Below are 20,201 nucleotides of genomic sequence, written 5' to 3'. Positions count from 1 at the left end.
TCACTTACAATTCTGTCACTCCGATACCGTTACCCATTCGCATTCGCACTCTTGCCGGAGCGCAAAGACTCAGCCGTCCGACGGCGGCCGGTCAGCCCGAAAAAGGCGAGCGTGCCGATCAACGAAGTGGAGAACAGAATAACGCCCATCGGTATCGCCGTCGTCTCATCGATGCTGACGAGCGGGGAGACGAGGGAGCCAATGAGGAGCGGCAGCAGGCCGATCAAAGCGCTGGCGCTGCCTGCGCGATGGCCCTGTTTCTCCATCGCAAGCGTAAACGAGCTGGTCAGTACGATGCCCATTGACGTCATGTAGATGAAGATCGGGATGACTAGACTGGCAAGCGGCCCTTTTACAATCGTCATGGCTAATAGTACGGTCGTGGCGCTAACGGCGATGATCGTTCCGGCGCGCAGCAGGCTTCTTTCCGTGAACTTACGGCTGAATCTCCCGACGATAAAGCTGCCTGCAATAATCGCCAGTCCGTTAATGCCGAACAAGATGCTGAACATTTGCGGTGAAACGCCATAAAGATCTTGATAGACGAAAGGAGTGCCGGAAACATAAGCAAAGCTGCCTCCGTGAATGAAGCCGACGGTCAACGTGTAACCGATATAAGAGCGATCCTTGATCAAGTCTCCCATCGTTTTCAACGAATGGCGGATAGAGCTTGGTACGCGTTTTTCAGGTGGCAGCGTCTCTTTCAATTTGAGAGAGATGGTGAAAACGATCAGCAGCCCGAGCAGTGCCAAAAAGTAGAAGATCGTGTGCCAATCGGCAAACGGCAGCAGCAAGATGGCGCCTCCGGTCATCGGTGCGATCATAGGCGCAGTAGAGTTGATCACCATCAATAACGCAAAAAATGCCGTTAGCTCCCGTCCGCTGAATACGTCGCGCACGACGGCGCGAGAAAGAACGATGCCGGCCGAAGCGGTGAAGCCTTGAAGAAAGCGGGCGGCAATCAGAACCGTGATGTTCGGCGCCAAGGCGCAGAGCAACGAGGATAAAGCAAACAGCGTGATTGAAATCAATAAAGGCTTCCGTCTGCCTTTGGCATCGCTGATCGGCCCGATAAAGGCTTGTCCGATCGCCAATCCGATGAGACAGGCGGTTAGACTTAGTTGAACGAGCGAGGCACGCGCATTCAAATCGTTCGCAATGTCGGGAAAGCTAGGCAAGTACATGTCGATGTTAAGCGGTCCTAAAATGCCCAGCAGGCTGAGCAGAAAGGCAAGCGCAATTCTCTCCTTGCCCTTAGGATTAGTAGTCATCATGAGGTCGTAAGCATCCTTCCTGTTGTTATCCGACGGCGTATTGCCGCCGGTCGTCTCAATCATTATAAGGAAAAGTTGGGGCCGCGAATAGAACTTTATCCTGGGATTGACTGTTCGGCTAGCTTCTGAGCAAGCGTGAATAACCCTCGGAAACCGGGGAGAAGCTGCACCGATCACTAGTATGAACAGTCCGGCATCTTGTGAATATTGCACCAATTGCTATTATAATCAGTTCGGCCAACCGGGGAAAAGCTGCACCGATCGCTAATATGAACAGTCCGGAAATCGTGTGAATGCCGGACTGTTCATACTAGCGCGAACAGCCCCTATGCTCGGCAGCTTACACCGAACACAGGGGCTTTATTGCAAAAGCGTATTATCTTTTTTCCGTCCGCGGATGAATCCGACCGGGAACCCTAATTATTCGACGACCAGCTCTGCCGTCAGCGCAGCTTGATCCGAGCTCGGACCGGCGATGATACGGAACGTGCCTGGCTCGACAACCCACTCCAGACGACGGTTGAGCAGGCGCAGATCCTTATCGGTCAACGTGAACGACACTTGCTTCGTCTCGCCCGCTTTCAGCGGCAACCGAAGGAAATGACGCAGTTGCTTGTCGGGCAGGGCGACGGAACTGACCAAGTCGCTAACGTACAGCTGCACGACTTCGTCGCCGTTGCGGCTGCCTGTATTTGTGACGCTGAACGAAACCTCGACCGTCTCACCGGCAGCGATAGACGAACGGCTCAAGTGCATATCGCTATACTCGAACTTCGTATAGCTGAGGCCGTGACCAAAAGCGTAGAGCGGCTTGTTATCGCCTTCCATGTACTGCTTCTGGCCGCCGCGTCTCCGGTTGTAATGCACCGGGATTTGACCGAGCGAAGCGGGGAAGGACACCGGCAATCGGCCCGCCGGATTGTAATCGCCGAACAGAATTTCCGCAATGGCATCGCCGCCGTTCTCGCCAGCGTACCAAGCTTCAACGATTGCCGGGATATTAGCCGATTCCCAGCCAAGCGTAACCGGCCGTCCGTTTTGCAGCACGAGCACGATCGGCGTGCCTGTCGCATGAACGGCTTTCAGCAATTCAACCTGATTGCTGAGCAGGTCGAGTCCGGAACGATCGACGCCTTCGCCGCAAGTACGTTCCGAATCGCCGAGCGCGAGAATCGCTACATCGGCTTGCGCCGCGATTTCCACCGCTTTTTGAATATCCTCTTTCTCCGAGCTCCAGCCGAGCATGACGTCTACGCCGTTCGTATCTTTCCAATACTCGACGACGATGGCATAGGATTGACCGGCCTTCAACGATACCGTTTTACGCTGCGTTGCCGAACGCTCCTTGCCCCAGCCGTCGACGACCAGCTCGCCGTCCAGATAGAGACGCATGCTGTCTTGGCTGACTGTGCCGATGAAGCCGTTGAAATCTTGGGCCGGCACCAGCTTGCCCGTCCAGCGGACAGTGAAGTTAATCGATTGAATTTGCTCGTCCGGTTTTGTAATGACCCAGTTGAATTTGACATTCGTGTCCAGTCTGCTCAGTACTGGCTCGCCCTCGAAGCTAGCGTTGTTGAAATATTCGCCTTGCAGACCGTGATTGCCGTTGTTGTCGAACAGCACATCCGTAGGAATCGCTGTCAGTTCGTCTGGCATAACGCCTGTGCCTTTTGCATAAAGCACTTTTGTATCCGGCGAAACAATTTTGCTGACACCGTCCAGCACCGTCACTGGCGTGAAGCCTTCAATATAAGGCGTGTAATCGCCTAGACGGGCTACATTGGCGCTCGGTCCGATAACTGCAACCGTCGAGAGCGATTTGCTCAGTGGGAGCAAATTGTCGTTCTTCAGCAGCACAATACTTTCGCGCGCAGCTTGCAGAGCGAGCTCGCCGTGCTCCTTACGGCGTACGACGCGTTTCGAAAGGCTCGGATCGACATATGGTTTTTCGAATAGGCCTAGCATAAACTTGACCTTCAGCACGCGGGCAACCGCCGTATCGACTGTCTCGAGGTCGATTTCGCCGCTGTCTACCATTTCGCAAATGAGAGTTTGATAGAGTTCATTAGGATAATCGTAATATTGCATATCAACGCCTGCAACAAGCGCCTGTTTGATCGCTTCGCGATCGGAAGAGGCGGTGTTATGCGCGTAATCGAGCCTTGCGATAGCGCCTAGATCCGAACGGACAAAGCCCGGCATGCCGTACTTGCCGCGCAGCACGTCGGTTAGCAATTCCCGGTCGGAAGCGACCGGTACGCCGTCGATCGAGTTGTATGCGCACATAGCGTTAATCGCTCCGCCTTCAATGAACGCATCCTCGAATACAGGGAGGTGGTAAGCGTAGACGTCGTTCATGCCAACCGTCGCATGAGATTGATTCAGACCCGATTCCGGAATGCCGTGAACGGCAAAATGCTTCGGTTCTGCGATGATGCTGCTGTCGGAAGTCAGATCGTCGCCTTGCATGCCCTTGATAATGGCGACACCCATCCGTCCAGTCAAATAGGTATCCTCGCCGAATGTTTCTTCAACGCGTCCCCATCTCGGATCGCGGGCAATGTCGAGCACCGGACCAAACGATTCGTGGATGTTGTGGCTTCTTGTTTCGGCCGCGATGCCTGCGCCGATTTGCCGTACGATTTCCGGGTTGAAGGTAGAAGCCATCGAGATCGCATGCGGGAAAACGGTGAAGCCTGGGCGAAGCAAGCCGTGAAGCGCTTCCTCGCTGAACAAAATTGGAATGCCGAGTCTCGTTTTTTCGACCGCGTAGCGCTGGATTTCGTTGTTAACCTCTGCTGTGCCGTACAAATCATGAATGCAGCCGATGCCTTCCTCTCCGATCAGCTCATCGATTTTCGGCCAAGCAATTTCAGCGTCGTCGGCCATTACCGTTACCATGTGCGGGTGCGTCTTGCTCATGAACGAGGTGCCGAAATATTGGTCCAGCTGACGGACCTTTTCTTTAATCGTCATCTGCGAAAGCAGATCTTGAACGCGTTCCTCCAGCGGCGCTTGCGGATTTTGGTACAAAGAGTTGACGTTGCGTTTCGACATTGGCGGGTTGCCTCCTTGAATGTAATGCTTGCTGGATAAATTGGACATGTTAATAAACGGAACGGATAGAGGCCGTTTAAGCCTCTACCGGTTTCTTGCTTGGATTCAGCGTAGAGGTGGAGCTGCGAACAACGAGACTGGTAGGCAGCTTGATTTGCTTATACTCGCCGCCGCCGCGTTTAATTTGCTCGACAATCAGCTTGCCGGCTTCCTGCCCCAGCTCTCTTTCTTGCTGGACAACGACGGTAGGAGGGACGATCGAAAATTCGGGATGAACGACATCGTCGAAGAAGACGACGGATAGATCCTCCGGCACCCGAATGCCGAGACGATGGGCGATCTGGATAACCTGCGGGCTGTGATTGGAAGAAAGAAGCGCCGTCATTTGACGGTTGGCAAGCAAAAACTGCTCGATCAGCCCATTCACTTGCTCGTCGCTGTCATTGACCAGAAGACGAGTCATTTCGAGACTGCGATCGATTAAAATATGATGATCTTCCAGTGCTCGTTCGTAGCCCGCCAGCCGTTCCTCGATACTAGACGTGCCTTCCACTTTCGTAGAAATAAAGCCGATATGCTGATGTCCAAGCTCGTGAAGATGGTTGACCGCCGAAACCGCAGCTTCAAAGTTATTGGAGCTGACCGAGTTGGTATCGATGCCCCGAAGCAGACGGTCGAGCAGCACGAGCGGAAAACGATTCAGCGTCAGCGATAAAATTTCGTTGTTGTAATTTTCTCCTTCGACCGGGTAAATAATAAGACCCTCGACGCCGTACTGCTGCATCTCGCGGATTTTCGTAATTTCCTCTTCCTGAGAGTCGTTCGTCTTAGAGAAAATGAGGTGATAGCCCTGCTCGGACAGGCTGTCCTCGATGCCGCTCAGCAAATTAGCGGTGAAACGGTTATCAAGCCGGGGCAGTAAAAAGCCGATTGTCCGTTTCGGCGTTGCATACGTTTCCTCCGGGATTGTAAGCAATTCATCCTGGTTGCGGTCGGAGACGAACGTCCCTTTGCCTTGCAGGCGATAAACGATTCCGCGGTCGACCAGCTCGGTCAGCGCATTCTTGACGGTAATGCGACTGACGCCAAACTGCTCGGCCAATTCATTCTCGGAGGGAATGCGGCTAAGCGGCTGCCAGGCTTGACTCTTAATTTGCTCAACGATGTAATTTTCGATTTTCTTATACATAGGTTTAAACTTCTTGGCCATAGGTACGATCTCCAATTCATCTATTCGTTAAAAATAATATATTACAATCATACAACATATACAAGTATATTTATTTACCGTTTGTAAAGATTCGATGAGAAAATGATTCCGCTTTCTTTGCTTATATAGAGCCATTCTTTATTTTACTATGTTGTACTATAAATATATTACATCCTGATTAAGTTGTATCAAAAAATAAACATTTACATCAAAAAATATGTTGTTTATATTGGGTTTACGAACGGCATACACAACAACTGATCTTCCCAAGAAAACGCTTGCGGTGAAGATTGGCAGCAATTCAGTTCCTGCCGGGTCGAGCTATACGTTCAACAATGACAAACTAGAAAAGGTGGTTGAGTATGAAAAGAAAAGCTGGATGGATGCTTGTTTCTGTAATCATGGTGTTGAGCCTGCTTGTAAGCGCTTGCTCTAGCGGCGGCGGAAACAATGGCGGAAATAGCGGCGGCAATGGCGGTTCTGGAAAGTCCGATAAAACATTGACCATGTGGACTTGGAAGGTTGCCTATAACCCGGGTTTCGAAGCGGCTGCTAAGGTCTACGAAGAGAAAACCGGCGTAAAAGTAAAATTTGAAACATTCACACCGGACGATACGTACCGTCAAAAATTCAAAGCGGCTGCAAACTCGAAAACGCTGCCAGACGTCATCAACTGGTGGGCAACCGCAGGCGATTCGATCGAAGGCTCCGTTGAAGAATTGAGCCCGATCTTCGGCGACGACGTTCTTAACCAATATTTCAGCACGGCGATGGACCCGATCCGCATTAGCGATCAGCAAGTGGAATCGTGGAAAACGGACAAAAACGCGACGGAAGTGCAAAAGTCGCTTAAAGCAGGCCAATACTACGGCTTGCCGCTTGATATCGGCGGATTCTTTACCTTCTACGGCAACAAAAAGCTGATTGAAGAAGCTGGACTTACAGCCGAAGCTCCAAAAACGTGGGAAGAATTCATTTCCATGATGGAAACGATTAAAGAGAAAACAGGTACTCCGGGCCTTGTAGTAGGCGCGAAAGTATCCGATCTGTGGGAAAACTGGGCGGGTTCCGCTCTGACAATCATGCTCAACGGTCCAGAAGGCTACATCGACTTGCTGGAACGGAAAACGAAGCTGAGTGATCCACAAAATATCAAAGTAGTAGAAGCAGTATCCAAGCTGTCTGAAAAAGATTTGCTGATGCCGGGCGTATTGTCGACAGACATCGACGGCGCAGACCAAGCGTTCGCAGCTGGCAAAGCGGCATTCGACCTGGGGGGTTCGTTCACTATGTCGACGCTGCTTGCAATGGGCATGAATCAAGAAGACATCATTACGTTCCCAGTTCCTGCGATCGAAGGATCGAAAATTCCACAATGGACGACCGATCCGTTCACATTGACCATGCTTTCCGTCAACAAAGATTCGAAGAACAAAGAACAAGCACTTGATTTCATTAAATTCATGACGACTGATCCAGACGCAGCTGTCGCATTCGCGAACGGCGCAATCTCCATCCCGGCGCTGAACCTGGGCGACCGTGCGGATGACTTGGAGCCGAACCTGAAAGCTCTGTCGCAATCGTTCGCAACTGAGCCAGGTCCTTACTCCGAGGCAATGCCTGCAATCAATGCTTACCGCACGAAGAATAAAGAATGGGAAGTATACGCGCAATCCGTTCAATCCATGTGGGAGAAGAAAATGGATGCGAAAGCAGTTGCCAAAAAATTCGACGACACGATGGAAAGCTTGAAAGCTAGCGGAAACTAAGATCAATTTACACAACCGGCCGGTGCTTCGGGCATCGGCCGGTTGTGAACTAAGAAGGTGAAAATGATGATAACGTCCAAAAATAAATGGGTTCCGTATCTGTTCCTTTTACCCGGGATTTTGTTGTTTTTGGGAGTAGGCTTATATTCGGTCGGTTTTTCCGTGATGCTCAGCTTCTACAACTGGTCCGGGATCGATTTTTCGACGGCGCGCTTCGAAGGCTTGAACAACTTCCGTCGTTTCTTATTGGGCGATGACCCGATATTGACCCAAAACTTCTACAATGCGGTACTACACAACGTTCTTATTGCCGTCAGCCAGGTAATTATCGTTGTGCCGATTGCGTTAATCGTCGCTTTCGTCTTGCAAAATACGAAGCTCGCTTCTTTTTACCGTACCGTATACTTTCTGCCAATGATCGTATCCGGCGTGGCGATGTTCTATGTATGGAAAGGCTTATTCGAGCCAAGCGGCGTGTACAATGCGATGTTCGCTTGGATGGGGCTTGATTTCCTAACCGTGCCAAGCGGGATGCTGGGCAGCTCTTCGACCTCTTTGATCGGGGTTATTATTACGTTCATTTGGGGCGGATTGCCGGGCACGCTTATTCTCTATTATGCAGGCATGACCTCTATCGACCCGTCGTTGTACGAGGCAGCTAGCGTGGACGGCGCGACCAAGTCGCAGCAAATTTGGCGTATCACTTGGCCGATGCTGAAGCCGATCACCTTGATCGCAGTCATCCAGATGCTCAACGGGGCGTTCCAAGCGTTCGAGAACGTCTTTATTATGACCGGCGGCGGTCCGGCCGGCAGCTCGGAAGTAATCGGTACGCTCGTCTACCGCACAGCCTTCCTGGATAACAACTACGGTCTGGCCAGTGCGATTGGTTGGGTTTCCTTCCTAATCACCGGGGCTATTGCCATCTTCAGCTTCCGCTCGTTCAAGACGGATATTTAAGGAGGAGATTCCTATGGTTAAATACATCAAACATATCATACTCGCGGTATACGGGATCATCTGCTTATATCCGTTCGTTTGGATGGTCGGAACTTCACTCAAGACGACGCAGGACGCGCTTGCCAACCCGCAATCGCCGTTTCCGCAAGGCGCGCCTCAATGGTCGGTGTTTGCCGACGTTTGGACCAAACTTAATTTCTCGAAATATTTCTTCAATAGCGTACTAGTATCGGTTGTCGTTATTGTAGGCGTTGTTCTGATCTATACGATGATGGCGTTCTCGTTCTCGAAGTTCAGATACAAAGGCAAGCATTTTGTTTATTACACGTTCATCGCGCTGCTGCTCGTACCGGGCGTAACGACGATGATTCCGCTTTATATCAATATGACGAATCTGGGACTGGCGAATACGTATACAGGGATCATTCTTCCAATGATCAACGGCGCTGCGCCGTTTGCGATCTTCCTGTTCACCAGCTATTTCCGTACGATTCCTCACGAAATGTACGAAAGCGCCGTACTCGACGGCTGCGGAAATTTTAAAATTTATTATCGGATTTACTTGCCGCTGGCCCTCCCGGCCATTGGTACGATCGCAATCCTGAACTTTATCGGAAGCTGGAACAACGTTCTTTGGCCGATGATTATCGTCAACAGCAACGACATGTTCACCTTGCCGATGGGCTTGATGTATCTCGACTCCGCATCGTTTAAGAAATGGAACGAGTTGATGGCGGGCGCTTTAATTACGCTCATGCCGATTCTGATCGCCTTCCCGTTCTTGCAAAAGACTTATATCAAAGGGATGACCGTAGGCTCGGTAAAAATGTAAATACCACTGTACGCAACCAATATACAAAAATAGACAAATGGATTGGGATGGGAAAAAATGACTACGAAAACAGCGCATATTATTGCGCATTCGCACTGGGACAGAGAATGGTACATTCCGTTTGAAAAGCATCGGCTAAAGCTGATTCAACTAATGGAAGATTTAATAGAAGCTTTTGATAAAGATCCTGAATTTACGAGCTTTCATCTAGACGGTCAATACATTGTTTTGGAAGATTACTTGGAAGTTATGCCTCATCGCCGCGAACGGATTTACGAGCTTGTGAAGCAAGGCAGACTGATTGTCGGTCCTTGGTACATTTTGCAGGACGAATTTTTGATTAGCAGCGAAGCGAACGCGCGCAACTTGCTGATTGGCATTAACGCATCCAATAAAATAGGCGATTACGCCAAAGTCGGCTACTTCCCCGATTCCTTCGGCAACATCGGGCAAGCTCCGCAGATCGTTAAGCAGGCGGGCATTGAAGTCGCGGTTTACGGGCGCGGAGTGAAGCCGGTCGGCTTCAACAACCAAATACACGAGGGCAACGCTCATACGTCGAAGTACTCCGAGATGTACTGGACGTCGCCGGACGGCAGCAAAGTGCTGGCGATTCTGTTTGCCAACTGGTACAACAACGGCATGGAAATTCCGGTCGATCCCGAGCAAGCAAAGCAATATTGGAAAGAAAAGCTTGCGGCTGCGGAACAATTCGCATCGACAAAAGATCTGTTGTTCATGAACGGCTGCGACCACCAGCCGCTTCAGAAGGATTTGTCGCAGGCGCTGGAAACGGCGCGCGAGCTGCTGCCGGACATCGAATTCAAGCACTCCAGCTTCCCTGAATATATCGAAGCGTTGAAAGCGAACGGCCTGGATCAGCTCGATGAAGTGAAGGGCGAGCTGCGCAGCCAATGGACGGACGGCTGGATGACGCTCGTCAATACGGCATCCGCGCGCGTTTACATTAAGCAAGCGAACGTGGCAACGCAGACGCTGCTCGAGAAAGTGGCCGAGCCGCTTGCCGTAATGGCGAAGGTAGCCGGCGCTGCTTATCCGCGCCACGAGCTGCTGTTTGCTTGGAAAACGCTGCTGCAAAACCATCCGCACGACAGCATTTGCGGCTGCAGCGTCGACGAAGTGCATCGCGAGATGATGACTCGCTTTGAGAAGTCGCAGCACACGGCCGAAGGACTGGCCGAGCAAAGCTCGCAGTTTGTCGCTGATGCGGCGGACACTTCCGTATTCAGCGAGGGTGCTAAGCCGTTCCTCGTATTCAATACGAGCGGACATGTAAGAAGCGGCGCTGTGAAAACGGTCGTTGACGTAGAGCGTTTCTACTTCAAGCCGGGCAAAGAGCCTCATCAGTGGTACGAGCAATTCGCAGCGGCTTACAAGCCGGAAGAATACGCTGTTGTGGACAGTCAAGGACGTGTCGTGGAAGCGATCATCACTCCGCTGCCAATCGGCTTCGGCTATGATCTGCCGGACGACAAGTTCCGCCAGCCTTACTGGGCGTATCAAGTGGAGGTCGAGCTGTTCGCGCAAGACGTGCCTAGCATCGGCTACCAAGCGTACGCGATCGTTCGCAAAGACGGCGCGGCAGCGCAAGCTAGCGCTTTGATCGGCTTCGATAACGGCGTTATGGAGAACGAACTGGTTAAAGTCGAAATTGCCGAAGATGGCTCCTTCACGCTGACGGACAAAGGCAACGGCCGCCGTTACGAAGGCATGGGCATCTATGAGGATACGGGCGATATCGGCAACGAATATATGTACAAACAGCCGGACGGCGAAGAGCCGCTGACGACGAAAGGGTTGAAAGCGTCGTCGATCGAGCTAGTCGAAAATACGCCGTTGCGCGCGGTTTTCCGCATCGAGCACAGCTGGCAGCTGCCGCTGGGCGCAGACGCTTTGCTGGAGGAAGAAATGCGTTCGATGACGCCGTTCCGTTATCGCAAAGCGCAGCGCGTGAAAGAAACGGCTGCGGTTCGCATCGTAACAGAGCTGGCGCTGGAGAAAGCGGCCCGTTCGGTCGGTATTACGAGCACGATCGACAACACGGTGGAAGATCATCGCGTGCGCATGCTGTTCCCTACCGGCCTGCAAGCGGACAAAGTGACAGTGGATTCGATCTACGAGCTGGCTCAGCGTTCGATCCAACCGGAGGCGGAGTGGCTGAACCCAAGCAATGCACAGCATCAGAACGCTTTCGTCAGCATCAGCGACGGCAAAGCGGGCGTGACGGTTGCCAACATCGGCTTGAACGAATACGAAGCGCTGCAAACGGGCGGCACGCTAGCTGTTACACTGCTTCGCGGCGTGCGCGAGCTCGGCGATTGGGGCGTATTCCCGACGCCGGAAGCGCAATGCAAAGGCGAGCATACGCTTCGCATGAAGCTGATCGTTCATGACGGCGACGTTACGGAGTCCTGCGCATACGTGGAAGCTTACCAGTTCCCGGTTCCATGGACCGTTCGTCAAACGGGCGTTCATGCGGGCAGCCTGCCTGCTGACTATGAGCTGATCCGTTGGGAAGGCGACAAGCTGGCGTTCAGTGCGCTGAAAGTTGGCGAAGAGAACAACGACGTTTACTTGCGCGTATTCAACGTTTCGCATGGCGACTCGTCGCTTTCGGTAGCTCCGGCCTTCGCGGCTAATGGCGCTTATGAAAGCACGATCATCGAAGTGGAAGGCGAGGCAATCGCCCAAGTCGGCAGCGGCGCTTACGCTTTGCCGGTAGGACCTGCAAAAATCGAAACGGTTGGCATCAAGCTGGGCTAAATTCGATTCACAAGAGGGAGTCCTTATCATGGCCAAAATCAAACAAATCAAGTGCATTCGCACGAGGCATGACGGCAGTTGGATTATCGTCAAGGTCATCACCGACCAGGACGGCTTGTACGGTATCGGTTCCGCAAGCGACATGTACCAACCGAAGGCCATTGTCAGCATTATCGAGGAGCTTCTCGCTCCTCTGCTGATCGGCCGGGACGCAAGCCAGATTGAAGATATTTGGCAAACAATGTACACCAGCGGCTATTGGCGCAACGGTTCGTCCCTGCACACGGCCATGAGCGGCATCGATATGGCGCTGTGGGATATTAAAGGGAAAGTTGCCGGTCTTCCGGTCTATCAGCTGCTTGGCGGAGCGGTCCGTTCGGCCGTGCCCGCTTATGCGCACGCGAACGGCGATACTTACGAGCAGCTTGAGGAAGAAGTGGCGATGTTTCAAGAACAAGGCTACCGTACAATCCGGGTACAGCTCGGCGGCTACGGCGGCGGGGGATTCGTAGCGGGCGGCGGAGCGCCGTCGCTCTTCCCGCCGGCGAAGCTGTTCGACGAAGCGAGCTATATTACCGCCATTCCGGAGATGTTCGAGAAGCTGCGCGTCCGTTTCGGCATGAATTTGCAGTTTACGCATGACGTTCACGAGCATTTGACCCCTTCGGGAGCGGTGACGCTGTCGCGGCTGCTCGATCCGTACCGGCTGTTCTTCCTGGAGGATCTGCTGCAGGTAGAGCATACCGAATGGTATGCGAGAGTGAAGGAGCTCAGCTCAACGCCGCAGGCGGTCGGGGAGCTGTTCGTCCATCCGCAGGAATGGCTGCCGCTGGTGAAAAATCGGCTGATCGACTTCGTGCGCATGCGCGTGTCAAAGGCGGGCGGCATTACGCCGTGCCGAAAAATCGCATCCGTATGCGAGGCATTCGGCGTGCGCACCGCTTGGCAGGAGGGCGGAGAGAATGATCCCGTCAACCAGATAGCGGCCGTGCATCTCGACATGGCGATCATGAGTTTTGGCGTACAAGAAATCAACCATTTCAGAGAGCGGGAGCAGGAGGCGTTCCCCGGACTTGCGGTCGTGAAAGACGGGCATTTGCATCTGAATGACAAACCGGGACTCGGCATCGATATCGATGAAGAGAAAGCGGCTTTGTTGCTAGGCGATGCCGATCTTTCCAGCTATCATCGTCCTTATTCATTAGACCGCAAACCGGACGGCACGCTGGTCCGTCCTTAAAGATAAGGGAGGTACGAACAGCGATGAAAACGGTTGTCGTAACAGGCTCCGAAGGGAAGCTTGGCAGATTCGTTATCGAAGATTTGAATCGGGCCGGATACCGAGTTATCGGTACCGATAACCGGCCGCCTAAGGACGGCCGCTATTATGCGCAATATGTGCAGGCTGATTTGAGCCAACTTGGCGAAGTATACGGCATTTTGGCGGGCGCCGACGCCGTAGTCCATCTGGCTGCCGTGCCGAATCCGATCAATTTCTCGCCGGAGCGCATATTCGCCAACAATATGATGTCAGCGTACAACGTAATGGAAGCGGCGTCGAAGCTAGGGATTAAGCGGGTCGTTACCGGCTCAAGTGAATCGGCTTATGGCTTCTGCTGGGCCAAGTATCCGTTCGCTCCCGATTATTTCCCAGTCGACGAGGAGCACCGACTGCTGCCTCAAGAAAGCTACGGCTTGTCTAAAGGATTGTGCGAGGACATCGGCGATATGTTTGCGAGACGTGTAGGGATGGAAGTGTTCGCGCTTCGTTTCTCGCTTCTATTGGGTCCCGAAGAGTACCAGCGGGAAATCGATTTCTTTGCCGACACAGCGCGGCATCATCGGATCTTGTGGAGCTACGTCGATGCGCGAGACGCTGCCGCTGCCTGCCGGCTGGCGCTGGAGGCTCCTGCTCCGGCGAAGAATCGGGCCTGCCGCCTAGGCATCACGGCCAGCGATCCGCTGAGCGATACGGATGCGTTGACGCTTGCGAAACGACATTACCCGCAAGTGCCGCTTGCGGAGTCCGTCATCAAGTCGGGTTTCACCGCGCTCGTTGCGAACAAACTCGCTTTTGACGCGATCGCTTGGCGTCCGGCGCACTCTTGGCGGGATGCGGTCAAAGCGGAATAAATCTTTGGAGATTCACTGCTCGAACGAATGAGAAGACGCCCTTTGTCTGACCCGGCTCTTGATGGGAGCGGAAGACAGAGGGCGTTTTTTGGCGGAAAATTGTTTTTTTACAGAGAGCGTTGACGCCGCACAGGAACCGTGATAATATCGATCTAAATTAAAAACAAATTAATCCAGTAGGAATTAATGGGATACCGGATAACCGGAGACTCTGCCTCATTTAGCGGCGATGAGTCTCCGGTTTTTTGCGTTTTCCGTTAAAAAACTACTGCCGAAGGAGGCATACATATGTCACAGCAGAGCGACAGCAAGCGCAGGCAAATGAAGCTCGGAGCCTTTCTAATGACGCCGGGGCATCACGTCGCGGCATGGCGATACCCGGATACGGAAGCGACGGAAGTGCTGAAATTCAAATTTTACAAAAAGCTGGCGCAGACGGCGGAGCGGGGAAAGTTCGATCTGCTGTTTCTCGCTGACGGCTATGCGGTATCCGAAGCGTATCCAGAAGCGGTCGCGCAGACGGTAACGGTGCGCCCGGAGCCGATCACGCTGCTGTCCGCCTTGTCGGCGGTCACTGAGCATGTCGGGCTGGTTGCTACCGTCTCGACGACGTACAACGAGCCTTTTCACGTCGCACGCAAGTTTGCCTCGCTCGATCATCTCAGCGATGGGCGGGCGGCATGGAATGTCGTTACCTCAAATCACGCTGCTGAAGCCAACAATTTCAACAAGAGCGAACATTTGCTGCATTCGCTCAGGTACGAGCGGGCGAAGGAATTTTTGGACGTCGTGACCGGTTTGTGGGACAGCTGGGAGGATGACGCCTTCGTCATCGACAAGGACAACGCGATCTTTGCCGATAGGAGCAAGCTGCATACGCTGCATCACAAGGGCGAATGGTTCTCTGTTCGCGGCCCGCTTAACGTTGCTCGTCCCGTTCAAGGCTACCCGGTTATCGTGCAGGCCGGCGCGTCGGAATCGGGTAAGGATCTAGCGGCTCGTTCCGCGGAAGTGATCTTTACCGCTTGGCAGACGCTTGGAGAAGCGCAAACCTTCTACGCCGACGTGAAAAGACGGCTCGGCAACTACGGCCGCTCGCCGGAGGAGCTGCTCATCATGCCGGGCGTATTTCCGATCATTGGGCGGACGGAAGAGGAGGCGGCTGAGAAAAAAGCGCTGCTGGAGCAGCTTATTCCGGTCGAAGCGGGCGTAAGCTTGCTCTCCAATCTGATCAGCTTCGATTTGTCGCCGTATCCAGTCGACGGACCGCTGCCGGAGCTTCCAGAGCTGGAACGGATCAACGGCGGCAAAAGCCGGTTCAAACTGTTGAAGGATTTGGCGGAACGGGAAAATTTGACGATTCGCCAGCTTTATCAGCGTATCGCAGGCGCGAGAGGCCACCGGGAAATATTCGGAACGCCGAAGCAAATCGCCGATCAGTTGGAGGAATGGTTCGAGAATGGCGCCGCCGACGGCTTTAATGTTATGCCGCCGTATTTGCCAGGCGGGCTGGAGGATTTCGTAGAGCTGGTCGTGCCGGAGCTGCAAAAGCGCGGCTTATTCCGGACCGAATACGAGGGAAGCACGCTGCGCGACCGGCTTGGGCTGCGCCGTCCGCCGCATCCAGCAGCCGTACGGAAGGAGCAATCGGCGGTACAGACGGAGGCGGATGCAAAGCCGGATCAAGATGCGAATGCGGAAACAAATAAGGAATTAATATCGGTACCGACCGGAACGCCGGAGGCCTTGTAACACCATAGCGGGTGGAGCGGGCCTCTTTTTTTATAAATTCGAACAGGAAGAAAGGATGACGATGGATCATGACAGTTGCCGCTAAAACGGATGTACTGCACTATTCCGCCGACGTACTCGTAATCGGAGGCGGGCCGGCCGGAACGTGGGCGGCTCTCTCCGCCGCAGCGAACGGCGCGAAGGTGATACTTGCGGATAAAGGCTATTGCGGAACGAGCGGGGCGACGGCGCCGTCGGGCACTGGCGTCTGGTACGTGGAGCCGGAGGAAGAGAAACGTGAAGCGGCGATGGCGAGCCGGGAAGCGCTCGGCGGCTATCTGGCCGACCGGGGCTGGATGAAACGGGTGCTGGACCAAACGTACACCAATATGAACGACTTGGCGCTCGCAGGCTATCCGTTTCCGCTGGACGATGACGGACATTCCTATCGGCGGAGTCTGCAAGGACCCGAGTATATGAAGCTGATGCGTAAACGGATTAGAAAAGCGGGCGTCGTCATTCTCGACCACAGTCCGGCGCAGGAGCTGCTGACAGACGGGTTCGGAGTCGGCGGGGCGAGCGGCGTACAGCTTACGACCGGCCAAAGATGGACGGTCAAAGCCGGCGCCGTCGTTATCGCCTCCGGCGGCTGCGCTTTTCTAAGCCGGGCGCTCGGCAGCAACGTGTTAACCGGTGATGGCTATCTGTTGGCGGCGGAGGCGGGAGCGAGCCTGTCTGGTATGGAATTTTCCAACGCATACGCAATAAGCCCCGTCTTCTCGACGGTAACGAAGACCGCGTTTTATACGTGGGCGAGCTTCTACTACGGAGACGGTACGCTGATCGAAGGGGCTGGCTCACAGAAGGGACGTTCCGTCATTGCAAAGACGTTGCTGACGCAGCCCGTATACGCGAGCCTCGACCGGACAACGGAGGAGATGCGCCGCTGGATGCGGACGGCTCAGCCCAACTTCTTTTTACCGTTCGATCGGCTAGGCATCGATCCGTTTACGCAGAAGTTTCCGGTGACGCTGCGCCTGGAAGGAACCGTGCGGGGGACAGGAGGCATTCACTTGACCGATGAATCCTGCGCAACTGGCGTGCCTGGCTTGTATGCCGCAGGCGATGCGGCAACCCGGCAATTCATCTGCGGAGGCTTCACGGGTGGCGGCAGCCATAATGCCGCTTGGGCCATGTCTTCCGGCTATTGGGCGGGCGAAGCGGCCTCTGCGCATGCCGCGGCTCTCGGCCCGCGCTTGCATACGCGCGAGTTGAAAGGGCTGAACAGCGGCCTCTCGTCCTCGGTTCTTGGGGGCGATGATGTTCGCGAGCTGATTACGGCGGTCAAACGGGAGGTTGAGCCGTACGACATCAATTTATTCCGTACCGAGGCGAAGCTGAAGCCATCGCTAGGGCGATTGAATACGATTTGGAAAGAAGTCCGGTTCGGCGCGGCGGAGGACTCCGCCTTGGCGGTCAAGTTACGCGAAACCCAAGCCATGGCTGCAACCGGCCGCTGGATGTACGCATCGGCGCTCGCAAGGACAGAGACGCGAGGCATGCATAAGCGCGTCGATTATGCCGGAACGGATCCGGCTCAGCATTATCGGCTGCTGACAGGCGGACTTGACGACGTGTGGGTGAAGCCAGACGAAGCTTCCGTTCGAACGGGGGTGTACGTCGGATGATCGAGCTCGTAAGCGAGTCGAAATGCGTCTCCTGCGGGCAGTGCGTCAGTGTCTGTCCAACGCGCGTCTTTGACGAATCTCCAGAAGGGCTGCCGATTATCGCACGGCAGGATGACTGCCAAACTTGCTTCATGTGCGAGCTATATTGCCCGGTGGATGCCTTGTACGTTGCGCCGCAGGAGCATCCGGTTAAAGCGCCGGAAGAACAGGAGCTGGAAATGGCCGGTCTGCTCGGCAGCTATCGGGAGAAGGTAGGCTGGGGCCGCGGCCGTTCGCCGGGAGCGGCGAATGATACATCCTATTTGATGCTTAAGGAAATGCAAAAGCTGCCGGGCCATTAATAACGGCGGCGAAAGGAGCGAAAAGATGGCAATTAACAAAGGTTTGGAGCCGCAGCAGTCAGCTGTCCGGCTTCCAGACGAGGTCGGGACAGTTGACCGGCCGACTGGGGCGACTGCCGGCGGCTCTGATGCCCATGCACCAACTAGTCAAGTCAGTCTTGTTGAGGCTGGCTCAGCCGGTCTAGCGGAACAAGCGGGTCAACGAGATCATATAAAACAATCGAATCAAACCGGTCAATCAGATGATATTGGTGAAGCGGTAGAACAAGCATATTTGCTGCCGCGCTCTCTGGATGAACTGCGGGTGAAGCGATCGGGCTTCTTCAAGCTTGATGAAGGCGACTCTCCTTTCGGGAGCGGATGGGCCGATTACGCGCATTCGCTGCTCACGAGCTGGCAGGCGCATGAGGCTTTGCTTGAACGAGAGACGTTTAGCGGCTCCGAAAAATCGGAAGCGGGGGTCAAGGACAGCCGGCTGTCACGATTGTTTATTGATCTGAAACAGCGGAACGCGATCGTAACAACCTCTTTTCATCCGATTTTTCGGGAGAGGTCAGAACAGCCGGTCCTAGTAGCCGCATCGGATGTTATTCGGCTTCAGGGCAAGCAAACATTTGGAGCAGAAGCGCTGTTGGCTGACGAACTGCTTGTATGGGTGCGAGAGAAGGGCGAAGCGGCGCCTGCTGTTGCAGCTCTCCTTCCGGTAAGTCTGCCTGGCCTTCGTCTCAAGGGAGTCGGAGGCACGGGGGGCGTCCCGGCGCTCGTCGAAATCACTTATGACGATGCAGTCATTCCTTCCGAGAGGCTGCTCATAGATGGAGACGCCGATTATGCGTCCCGGGTGCTCGCCCACCCGCTCGCTCGGTCGCTTGCCGATTATCAGCGAGTGTCCCGTCAGCTTTGGGAAGCAGAGCTGCTCGCCGGAACGGCCTTCGCGCTGGCGGAACAGACCGGATGGAGCACTGATTTGCATATACAGGGCGAGCTTGGCAAGCTCATTCAAGGCATTGAGACGTTAAAAGCGCTGCTGCACGCCTCCGAACTTGGCGCGGCGGCAAGCCCGTCCGGTGCGCTGCTGCCGGCGTTGCTGCCGCTGCAGGCCGCCCGTAAGGCAGGCGGCGACGTTTACGCCGAAGGCGTGCAAGTGCTGCAACGGATTGGCGCGGACGCGTTTCTGAACGATCCGTCGGCCTCCGAGCCGCTTGCGCCCGGCGCCAAGCCGACGCTGCTGCAGCTGGCATGGCGGCTTGCAGGCAGCGCCGAAGCGATACAAGCCGCGCTGCGCGAGCAGCACGCCTTCGGCGGTACGCAAGCGCGCTCGCTGGAGCTTTATCGGCATTATCCAGAACGGCGGCTTCGCAGCCGGTATGAAGCATTCTGGGCAGCGATCCGGCTGCTGGAACAAGATCATTTCGAGGAGGTGCGGCAATGACGGTCAAAATAGCGGCAAGACAAGTAGACAAGCGCTACAAAGTGGTGAACGAAGCCGGGAAAAAGGAAGAAATCAGCGTGCTCGACGGCTTTGAGCTTGAGGTAAAGGAAGGGGAGTTTCTGGCGATACTCGGTCCGAGCGGCTGCGGCAAGTCGACGTTTCTGAACATACTTGCCGGACTGTCCAGCAAGACGTCAGGCGAGATTACGGTGGACGGAGAAGCGGTGAGCGGAATTAACAAAAAGCATGGCGTGGTGTTTCAAGGCTACGCGCTTTTTCCATGGCGAACCGTATTGCAGAACGTCGAGGTCGGTCTGCAAATTCGCGGCGTTCGTTCGAAGGAGCGGAAGCAGACGGCCAAAGAATACATTCGTCTTGTCGGCCTGCAAGGGTTCGAAAGCCGGTATCCGCATGAGTTATCGGGCGGCATGAGGCAGCGCGTAGCAATCGCCAGATCGCTTGCTTATCAGCCCGACGTTTTGCTGATGGATGAGCCGTTTGCCGCGCTGGACGCGCAAACAAGAGAAATTATGCAGTCGGAACTGCTGCGAATATGGGATTCGCAGAAGAAAACGATTGTTTTTATAACGCATAGCTTAGACGAAGCGATATTTTTGGCAGACCGGGTCGCTGTCATGACGGCGAGACCAGGCAAAATCAAGGAGCTGATTGACATTTCGCTCGAGCGGCCTCGTCCGGCGGGCATTCGCAATTCGGAAGCGTTCGTGAAGCTGCGTGAAAGGGCCTGGGAAATTTTAAAGGACGAGGTCGACAAGTCGCAGCAGATCGGGCAGCCGGAAAGAGCGGACGATTTCGAACGCAAAGAAGAATCTCCTGCTTCCCCGGCAGCCGTCTATGCGGCCGATCATCATGGCGTATCTGCTTCGGTGAGAGGGCATGCCCCAACGCATGCGCAAACGGGCATCGCCGCCGAGCTGCTGCCCGAGAAAGTAGCCAGCCGCGGCTGAACGAGAAGAGAGGGGCGGACAA

14 protein-coding genes are annotated in these 20,201 nt (G+C 54.4%); 11 read left to right on the top strand and 3 right to left on the bottom strand.

The window, feature by feature from the left end; all coding sequences use genetic code 11:
• Positions 1-29 precede the first annotated feature (29 nt).
• The 3 genes from ACFVTB_RS20810 to ACFVTB_RS20800 all read right to left on the bottom strand — a co-directional run bounded on the left by ACFVTB_RS20810 (position 30) and on the right by ACFVTB_RS20800 (position 5,541).
• Positions 30-1,271, bottom strand: coding sequence for a Bcr/CflA family efflux MFS transporter (locus tag ACFVTB_RS20810; protein ID WP_387753573.1), 1,242 nt, complete (start codon positions 1,269-1,271; stop codon positions 30-32).
• Between the two features lie 423 nt (positions 1,272-1,694).
• Positions 1,695-4,331 (bottom strand): glycoside hydrolase family 3 protein, encoded by a 2,637-nt coding sequence (locus ACFVTB_RS20805; protein WP_387753438.1) that lies wholly within the window; start codon positions 4,329-4,331, stop codon positions 1,695-1,697.
• Positions 4,332-4,407: 76 nt separating this feature from the next.
• Complete coding sequence (locus ACFVTB_RS20800; RefSeq protein ID WP_387753436.1) at positions 4,408-5,541, bottom strand: GntR family transcriptional regulator; 1,134 nt, start codon at positions 5,539-5,541, stop codon at positions 4,408-4,410.
• A gap of 362 nt (positions 5,542-5,903) precedes the next feature.
• Between ACFVTB_RS20800 and ACFVTB_RS20795 the strand changes: the two genes are divergently transcribed.
• From ACFVTB_RS20795 to ACFVTB_RS20745, 11 genes are all read left to right on the top strand, one after another.
• The gene (locus tag ACFVTB_RS20795) at positions 5,904-7,310 is read left to right on the top strand and encodes an ABC transporter substrate-binding protein (protein WP_387753433.1); all 1,407 of its coding nucleotides are present in this window, start codon (positions 5,904-5,906) and stop codon (positions 7,308-7,310) included.
• A gap of 63 nt (positions 7,311-7,373) precedes the next feature.
• Positions 7,374-8,270 (top strand): carbohydrate ABC transporter permease, encoded by an 897-nt coding sequence (locus ACFVTB_RS20790; RefSeq protein ID WP_387753430.1) that lies wholly within the window; start codon positions 7,374-7,376, stop codon positions 8,268-8,270.
• 13 nt (positions 8,271-8,283) lie between these two features.
• Positions 8,284-9,102 (top strand): carbohydrate ABC transporter permease, encoded by an 819-nt coding sequence (locus ACFVTB_RS20785; protein ID WP_387753428.1) that lies wholly within the window; start codon positions 8,284-8,286, stop codon positions 9,100-9,102.
• 57 nt (positions 9,103-9,159) lie between these two features.
• Positions 9,160-11,886, top strand: coding sequence for an alpha-mannosidase (locus ACFVTB_RS20780; protein ID WP_387753425.1), 2,727 nt, complete (start codon positions 9,160-9,162; stop codon positions 11,884-11,886).
• 28 nt (positions 11,887-11,914) lie between these two features.
• A complete protein-coding gene (locus tag ACFVTB_RS20775) occupies positions 11,915-13,126 on the top strand; it encodes an enolase C-terminal domain-like protein (RefSeq protein WP_387753423.1) in 1,212 nt (403 codons plus the stop codon).
• A 23-nt stretch (positions 13,127-13,149) separates the two neighbouring features.
• Complete coding sequence (locus ACFVTB_RS20770) at positions 13,150-14,019, top strand: NAD-dependent epimerase/dehydratase family protein (protein ID WP_387753420.1); 870 nt, start codon at positions 13,150-13,152, stop codon at positions 14,017-14,019.
• 288 nt (positions 14,020-14,307) lie between these two features.
• A complete protein-coding gene (locus ACFVTB_RS20765; protein WP_387753417.1) occupies positions 14,308-15,771 on the top strand; it encodes an LLM class flavin-dependent oxidoreductase in 1,464 nt (487 codons plus the stop codon).
• A gap of 68 nt (positions 15,772-15,839) precedes the next feature.
• Positions 15,840-17,438 (top strand): FAD-dependent oxidoreductase, encoded by a 1,599-nt coding sequence (locus ACFVTB_RS20760; protein ID WP_387753414.1) that lies wholly within the window; start codon positions 15,840-15,842, stop codon positions 17,436-17,438.
• Entirely contained in the window at positions 17,435-17,779 is a 345-nt protein-coding gene (locus ACFVTB_RS20755) for a 4Fe-4S binding protein (protein ID WP_387753412.1), read from the top strand. Before ACFVTB_RS20760 ends, ACFVTB_RS20755 begins: the two co-directional genes overlap by 4 nt.
• A 25-nt stretch (positions 17,780-17,804) precedes the next feature.
• On the top strand, positions 17,805-19,211 hold the full coding sequence (locus ACFVTB_RS20750; RefSeq protein ID WP_387753410.1) for a 4-hydroxyphenylacetate 3-hydroxylase C-terminal domain-containing protein: 1,407 nt from the start codon (positions 17,805-17,807) through the stop codon (positions 19,209-19,211).
• Positions 19,208-20,179, top strand: coding sequence for an ABC transporter ATP-binding protein (locus ACFVTB_RS20745; protein ID WP_387753407.1), 972 nt, complete (start codon positions 19,208-19,210; stop codon positions 20,177-20,179). Before ACFVTB_RS20750 ends, ACFVTB_RS20745 begins: the two co-directional genes overlap by 4 nt.
• Positions 20,180-20,201 lie beyond the last annotated feature (22 nt).

It is taken from the genome of Paenibacillus sp. NPDC058071, assembly GCF_042885235.1.
In the GTDB taxonomy this organism is placed as follows: Bacteria; Bacillota; Bacilli; order Paenibacillales; family Paenibacillaceae; genus Pristimantibacillus.
Note: the sequence above shows the minus strand (reverse complement) of the source record. Positions and strands in the feature narration are given on the sequence as shown.

What these genes read in the sequence shown, in the direction of transcription:
- ACFVTB_RS20810 (WP_387753573.1), bottom strand. Translation starts at nt 1,271, where the DNA reads ATGACTACTAATCCTAAGGGCAAGGAGAGAATTGCGCTTGCCTTTCTG.
- ACFVTB_RS20805 (WP_387753438.1), bottom strand. Translation starts at nt 4,331, where the DNA reads ATGTCGAAACGCAACGTCAACTCTTTGTACCAAAATCCGCAAGCGCCG.
- ACFVTB_RS20800 (WP_387753436.1), bottom strand. Translation starts at nt 5,541, where the DNA reads ATGGCCAAGAAGTTTAAACCTATGTATAAGAAAATCGAAAATTACATC.
- ACFVTB_RS20795 (WP_387753433.1), top strand. Translation starts at nt 5,904, where the DNA reads ATGAAAAGAAAAGCTGGATGGATGCTTGTTTCTGTAATCATGGTGTTG.
- ACFVTB_RS20790 (WP_387753430.1), top strand. Translation starts at nt 7,374, where the DNA reads ATGATGATAACGTCCAAAAATAAATGGGTTCCGTATCTGTTCCTTTTA.
- ACFVTB_RS20785 (WP_387753428.1), top strand. Translation starts at nt 8,284, where the DNA reads ATGGTTAAATACATCAAACATATCATACTCGCGGTATACGGGATCATC.
- ACFVTB_RS20780 (WP_387753425.1), top strand. Translation starts at nt 9,160, where the DNA reads ATGACTACGAAAACAGCGCATATTATTGCGCATTCGCACTGGGACAGA.
- ACFVTB_RS20775 (WP_387753423.1), top strand. Translation starts at nt 11,915, where the DNA reads ATGGCCAAAATCAAACAAATCAAGTGCATTCGCACGAGGCATGACGGC.
- ACFVTB_RS20770 (WP_387753420.1), top strand. Translation starts at nt 13,150, where the DNA reads ATGAAAACGGTTGTCGTAACAGGCTCCGAAGGGAAGCTTGGCAGATTC.
- ACFVTB_RS20765 (WP_387753417.1), top strand. Translation starts at nt 14,308, where the DNA reads ATGTCACAGCAGAGCGACAGCAAGCGCAGGCAAATGAAGCTCGGAGCC.
- ACFVTB_RS20760 (WP_387753414.1), top strand. Translation starts at nt 15,840, where the DNA reads ATGACAGTTGCCGCTAAAACGGATGTACTGCACTATTCCGCCGACGTA.
- ACFVTB_RS20755 (WP_387753412.1), top strand. Translation starts at nt 17,435, where the DNA reads ATGATCGAGCTCGTAAGCGAGTCGAAATGCGTCTCCTGCGGGCAGTGC.
- ACFVTB_RS20750 (WP_387753410.1), top strand. Translation starts at nt 17,805, where the DNA reads ATGGCAATTAACAAAGGTTTGGAGCCGCAGCAGTCAGCTGTCCGGCTT.
- ACFVTB_RS20745 (WP_387753407.1), top strand. Translation starts at nt 19,208, where the DNA reads ATGACGGTCAAAATAGCGGCAAGACAAGTAGACAAGCGCTACAAAGTG.